The sequence below is a fragment of the Methylobacterium sp. P1-11 genome, from assembly GCF_008329595.1.
Classification (GTDB): domain Bacteria; phylum Pseudomonadota; class Alphaproteobacteria; order Rhizobiales; family Beijerinckiaceae; genus Methylobacterium.
In genome coordinates this window covers 1-5,734 of sequence record NZ_NPKS01000075.1, presented here as the reverse complement: position 1 = coordinate 5,734, position 5,734 = coordinate 1, and the positions used below count along the sequence as shown (strand labels likewise).

Here is a 5,734-nt window from a genome sequence, read left to right as displayed (position 1 = left end):
GGTCCGCCAGTATTTACTCGCGGGCGCAATCGATGAATTGCACTTGGCGGTGTCGCCGGTCGTTCTTGGCCGGGGCGAGCACCTGTTCGCAGACATCGACCTGCCAGGCCTCGGCTATCGGGTGACGGAGACAGTCCCAACGGAGCTGGCAACCCACATCGTGCTGACGCGCTGACGCAGGAAGCGGCTCGACCGGCGCATCAACGTCAAATACCGATCCGAAGCAAGCCTTCTTGCGTCATATGGGCGCGTTGGGCCACGTTGCGGCAGACGCTGATCGACAGCACCTTGAGGCCGCTGCCGCCTATTTAAGAGGTTTGCGCAGTCCCGCGCCAAAGACAGGATTTGGCCGAAAGGCGATGGTCCGCTTCGGAGGTGGTTAGCCGGAAAAGGGGACATCCTCCTAGCGACCCAACCGGGCCGTCCGAACAGCTGTGGGCCCTTCGCGATAGCAACCATCTTTGATGAAGACGCAGGCTCTCCATCGTCTAACATGGGGCTCTGGAGCCCGACGTCGGCAACGGCGCGAGACTTCACGTGGACGCAGCCATGCCCCTCAACGCTCTCGACCTCTCGAAGCAACTCATCAGGTTCCGATCGATCAATCCTCCGGGCGAGGAGAAAGAATGTTCCGAGTTCATTGCGCGCCTGCTGACCGAGCACGGGTTTGACGTCGCCAGCTACGAGTTCGCCAAGGATCGACCAACGCTGGTCGCACGCATCCCCGGAACGGCCGGTGGCAAGCCGCTCTGCTTCACCGGGCACATCGACGTCGTGCCACTCGGGTCGAACGAGTGGCAATTCCCACCCTTCGAAGGGGTCGTGCAGGATGGCCGGCTATATGGCCGCGGTATCAGCGACATGAAGGCCGGCGTTGCCGCGTTCATCGTTGCTGCGTGCAACCTGATCGAGGCCGGCCACAGCTTCCACCGCGGCGTCACGTTCGTGATCACCGCCGGCGAGGAGACGGGATGTGAAGGCGCATTCCATGTCGGTCGTGAGCGGGTTCTCGGGCCGGCCGAACTCCTGATCGTGGCTGAGCCAACATCGAATGCCCCCATATTCGCCCATAAGGGCTCTCTCCGCGTCGTCGTAACTGCGCGCGGGAGGACGGCGCATTCCTCAATGCCGCAAGAGGGGGAAAACGCCATCAGCAAGGTGGCAGAGTGGATCCGGAGGATTGAGGGCTACGACTTCGGCGCCCGGCACCCACTGCTCGACAGTGCTACGGCCTGTGTCACCACCATCCGCGGCGGGGAAAACATTAATTCCGTCCCTGACTTCGCCGAGTTCACCGCAGACCTTCGGACCCTGCCGGAACAGAAGCACGATGACTTGATTGCTGAACTCAGCCGCCTGTTCGGACCGGAGGCTGATATCCGGGTCGTCACGAGCTTCCCGGGGTTCGCCACCGAGCTGGAAAACCCTTCCGCTGCCCCGCTCCTGTCACTGCTACAAGAGCGGACCGGGGCGCCTGCGAAGCCGGCCGGGGCCCCCTACTTCACCGATGCGTCAGCGCTCGTCCCGGCCTTCGACGGCGTTGCCACGGTGATCATCGGCCCCGGCGAGGCGGCGCAGTGCCATAAGACGGACGAATACTGCCTCGTCGACCGGATCGAGGAGGCGCAGGCCATTTATAGGGATTTGATACTCCGCATGTGCTGCGATGGCACTGCATGAGGCGCAGTGACCGACGCCGCTGCCGCCGTCTGGTATTGTGACCCTAGTCCCCGGAAGCGGACGGACCGAAATCCACCCATCTGAGACGCTCGCGCAGACGATCTGCCGCGGCTGATGCTGGCCGGAAGCGGCAAGTCTGCTTCGGAGCAGGCCTGCCAGAAAAGCGGACAAGCTCCTGCCGACCCATGTCAGTCGCTCGGACCGCCGTCGGCGTTCCCCCCAAAGCGGCCATCCGTCTGTTCTCTGCTCCGGAGCCGAACCGGTGCCGATATGTGATCCCCGGGTGCCGTATGAAGCGAGGAATGATAGGCGCCCTCTGGTGTGTGAGATTTAATCCACCGACGCAATGCAATCTATTCAGTCGATGATAAGCATTATCCGATGTGCGAAAAAGCGCATCCGATCTCGGCAGGCGAGCTTTAACGCTTTAGCCGCTACGATCTACAGCATTGCATGAAGGCTGCCCATGCCGCTGTCCTATTCCGCACGCCTGCGGCGTGACCTCCGTGATTGGCAGGAACGCGGCCTTATCCTGCCCGAGCAGGCGGAACGCATCGCCGCGCACGCCTTCGCACCACGCGGTTCCAAACACCTGCAGGCCGCCCTCGTCCTGTGCATCATCTTGCTCGTGGCGCCATCGATCATCGCCTTCGTGGCGGCGAATTGGTCCGTTATGGCGCCTGCGTCCCGACTGATTGTCCTATTCGTCACCAACGCCGTGGCCGTGCTTGGCACTTATCTCGCCGCGCGCCGGCGGACCCGAGACCAGGCAGGTTCGGCGAGCAGGCTCGTAGATGGACTGGCGACGCTGTCCCTGGCTATCGCCGCCGCAACACTGGCTCTGGTCGGACAGACCTTCCACGTGGCCGCGGATCCACAAGGCTTTGCCGGAACCATTGCGGCTCTCGGCTTAGCGACAGCACTAGTCGCGCGTTCCGGCGGTGCGGCCGCCATCGCCTGCGTCGCCCTCATCGCAGCCGACGTCGGGTTCGGAGGGCTCGAGTTCGCAACGCTGCGAGGGGACACGGCCGCTGGTGCGGGGATCTGGTTCTGGACAGTGGGTCCGGTCCTGTTCCTCGCGAGCCTGTTAGGCTGGCTGCCAGCGCGGGAGTCCACGCTCCTCCTTCTCCTGATCGTGTTCACCAACCATCTCGGTGGTGCACCTGCGGGTCTGACGTTCCTTCTGCCGCCCGATCGCATACTGACCGTCGCCGCAGCTGCCCTCGCCGTTGGCCATGTACTGTCTCGCCTCGCGCCTCGGGAAGAATGGGCCTCGCGGATTCGCGAGGGTGCACTTGCCCTCACACGCGCGGCCGTCGGCCTCAGCCTGCTCGGCATCGTCATGGTATCCGTGCGCACGCTCGGCTTCGGCGGTGCGCGGCCGACCTTCGCGGCAGCGCTCGCCCTTGCTACGATCGCGACCAGCGCATTCGTCGTGGCACGTTTCCGTTCGCCCGCAGGGGCGACCCTTCCCAGAAGTGACCTTCTCATTCTTGCTGCGGCCGCATTGGCGCTTCTGGTCTGGCTCATCGCCGGCATAGGCCGGGAACCATCGACTTTCTGGACCGTGTGGGGCGGCATCGTCCCGGCACTCATGCTCGTCGTGGCAGGCGATATCGAGGACAGGCGTGAGCTGTACGGCTGGGGCATGGCACTGACCGCCGGCTTCACGATCGGCATGCTCGCTGCGTCCCACAATCTGATCGCATTCTCGGGGAACTTGCTGCTCTGCGCCGTTCTCCTGAGCCTCGCGTTGGTGGCCTGCCGCTGGGCTGCTCGTCGCATCACCGGAAGAATCGCATGAAAGGCTTGCTTGTCGGTCTCGCCTTCGCTGGCTTACTGGCGGTTCAGGTGTCCCCTGCCGCGATCCTGGCTTGGCGGCAGATGCAACGGTTGAATGACGGGCGTCTGGTCCGCTTGGCGGTGGAAACCCGAGACCCTCGAGATTTGCTACGCGGTGAGTACAGCGTGCTCACCTATGACATTGGGCGCCTTCAGGGGATCGGCGCGGGTACGACGCTGACGGGCTGTGATCTCGATGCTCGCGATCACTGCAGGCTTGAGGTTAGACGCGACGTCTACGTTCGGCTCTCGCCCGATGCCGATGGCGTGCACAGGGCGGACGAGGCGTTCTTTGAGGCACCCACAGGAAACGCGCTGTTCATCAAGGGCAGCCTGGGATCCGCTACGCTCGTACGCCGGGGAGCTCCTCTCAGCATCCGGGCCAGGACGGGCGGTCAGCTGCCGGAACCCGCCACATGCCAGCATCCGGTCTGTCTGACGGGCATCGTGAGCTACGGCATCGAGCGGTGGTACGGGGCGCAAGGAGTTCCAGGGAAGCTCGATCGGACGGCACGCAAGGACATTCTTGTCGACGTGCGTGTGGCGTCAGATGGAACAGCGGTGATCGACGGGATCACCGTGGCGGGCAAAGCCTTCGCCAAGACTGCTCGCCTCTGGTGACGATCTGGGGTTCAGGAGTCCGCGGGACGCCACATCGCTCCGTAGGTTGGCCTCATACGAAGGGGATCGGCCGAGCACGACCTTTGCCGTTCTGGCGCCCTGCTCGGGATTGGTCCGAGCGGAGTAGTGGTCCCGCACCGTGAACCGGTCAGCTGGACGTTCGCTGATCGGCCGGCGGTAGATCGCCTCGATCAGGAACGTCTGCTCGATCTCGATCTGATCCTCGTCCAGGTCGATGTATCAGCAGCGCCGGCGCCCGCTCCAGCGGTAGCGCCGCGCCTTCAGCTCCTTGGTCTCGATCGGAGACCCCTGTGCCCACAGCCGCACTGTAGGCTTGCGCGCAGTCTCCAGCAACGCGGCCAGCGCCAGCTCGCCGGAGACCTGCAGCGGCCGAGCGAGCAGTGCCAGCAGGGCGTGGCAATCGTCGATCGCCAGGTGGCCGCGGTGGAAGAACCCGCAATCGGCCAGCAGGTAGCCGAGCTTCAGGCCCTCGTGACCCTCCGCCCGCCACGGGATCTGGTGGCACGAGCAGCCCCAAGTCTTCTCGCGGAACACCGGCCAGCGCGGCTCGCACATCTGCCGATCGAAGCTGGCGTTGTCCGCGATCACACCCAGATCGACGGCTCTGTCGTCCGGGCTGATGACGACGGCCGCCCTGTTCTGAAGCCACCCGGCGAAGTGCCACGCGCGAGTTACCCACACCGGCGTCCGCTCCCGGCGTGCGGGCTCAACCGAACGTGCGCTTGAACGCGAAAGCGCACGTGCTCTGTGAGCCCTAACCGAAGCCGGTGTAGCAGTGAATTCGAACGTGTCCACGCGATCTAGGAACCACGAACGTGTGCATTTTGGCGCTCAGCCTTGCAGTTTCGACACGACGTGCTTGACCAACAACAGGCCGACACTCACGCATGTCAGGCCAAACACAACGACATAGAGACAATCGACCTGCAAGCCAGCATCCGGGTAGTAAGCTGACCGCACCCACTCGGACACCTGCAAAGCGGGGTTGTACTTCAGCCAGTAATAGATTTGTTCAGGCAGGAAGCTTGGCAGGAATATGACGCCGCTGGAAACGTAGAGAAGGATGCTGAACAGGGCATAGCCGATCAACCAGCCAGGGAAGAACCCGATGATGGCGACATTGATCGTGCCGACGCCGATGCCGAGCATGATGGCGGCAACATAACCGCAGACTGCAGTGAAAGGGTCTGCAGGAACCGGGTCGACGCCGATGATGGTCAAGACGGCTATGACCACGATCAATGCCAGAAAGCCGGTCACGATCTCGACCAGTACACGAGAGAATATCAGATCGAACAGTTTGACCTGCGGATAATACGTCAGCGGCCGATTCATGATGACCGACTTCATGACCTCACGGGATACGTATTGAAAGACCAGAACTGGAACTGCGCCCGATGCGAAGAACAGAGCCCTGTCGCCGCCAAGCGGCGCGGCGATCTTCTGGAAGGTGTAGATTGTGATCAGCGCGAAGACATGCACGCAGGGCCAAAGCACGACGACACCGTAGCCCCAGAGTGAGGCGCCAAAGCGTGTGCGCATGTCACGGAGAATGAGGGCGTGCAGCACA

Annotated in this window: 5 protein-coding genes and 1 pseudogene; 4 read left to right on the top strand and 2 right to left on the bottom strand. The window is 63.2% G+C overall.

Annotated features, from left to right (window positions below):
* From CIW48_RS34425 to CIW48_RS32640, 4 genes and pseudogenes are all read left to right on the top strand, one after another.
* Positions 1–175 (top strand): annotated as a pseudogene (locus CIW48_RS34425) (dihydrofolate reductase); the annotation flags it as partial.
* Between the two features lie 374 nt (positions 176–549).
* The gene (locus CIW48_RS32650; RefSeq protein WP_149314487.1) at positions 550–1,680 is read left to right on the top strand and encodes a M20 family metallopeptidase; all 1,131 of its coding nucleotides are present in this window, start codon (positions 550–552) and stop codon (positions 1,678–1,680) included.
* A 466-nt stretch (positions 1,681–2,146) separates the two neighbouring features.
* Complete coding sequence (locus CIW48_RS32645) at positions 2,147–3,484, top strand: DUF2157 domain-containing protein (RefSeq protein ID WP_149314486.1); 1,338 nt, start codon at positions 2,147–2,149, stop codon at positions 3,482–3,484.
* Positions 3,481–4,143: a GDYXXLXY domain-containing protein gene (locus CIW48_RS32640; RefSeq protein WP_149314485.1), complete on the top strand. Its 663-nt coding sequence runs from the start codon at positions 3,481–3,483 to the stop codon at positions 4,141–4,143. The genes CIW48_RS32645 and CIW48_RS32640 overlap by 4 nt, the downstream gene beginning before the upstream one ends.
* 240 nt (positions 4,144–4,383) lie before the next feature.
* On the opposite strand, the gene CIW48_RS32635 is transcribed toward CIW48_RS32640, so the two are convergent.
* Together CIW48_RS32635 and CIW48_RS32630 are read right to left on the bottom strand one after the other, a co-directional pair.
* Positions 4,384–4,845 (bottom strand): hypothetical protein, encoded by a 462-nt coding sequence (locus CIW48_RS32635; protein WP_246695528.1) that lies wholly within the window; start codon positions 4,843–4,845, stop codon positions 4,384–4,386.
* Between the two features lie 150 nt (positions 4,846–4,995).
* Positions 4,996–5,733 (bottom strand): ABC transporter, encoded by a 738-nt coding sequence (locus CIW48_RS32630; protein ID WP_246695527.1) that lies wholly within the window; start codon positions 5,731–5,733, stop codon positions 4,996–4,998.
* Between the last annotated feature and the right edge of the window lies 1 nt (position 5,734).

Bases quoted from the DNA above. Each gene is read 5' to 3' on its own strand.
- CIW48_RS32650 (WP_149314487.1), top strand. From the start codon at position 550: ATGCCCCTCAACGCTCTCGACCTCTCGAAGCAACTCATCAGGTTCCGA.
- CIW48_RS32645 (WP_149314486.1), top strand. From the start codon at position 2,147: ATGCCGCTGTCCTATTCCGCACGCCTGCGGCGTGACCTCCGTGATTGG.
- CIW48_RS32640 (WP_149314485.1), top strand. From the start codon at position 3,481: ATGAAAGGCTTGCTTGTCGGTCTCGCCTTCGCTGGCTTACTGGCGGTT.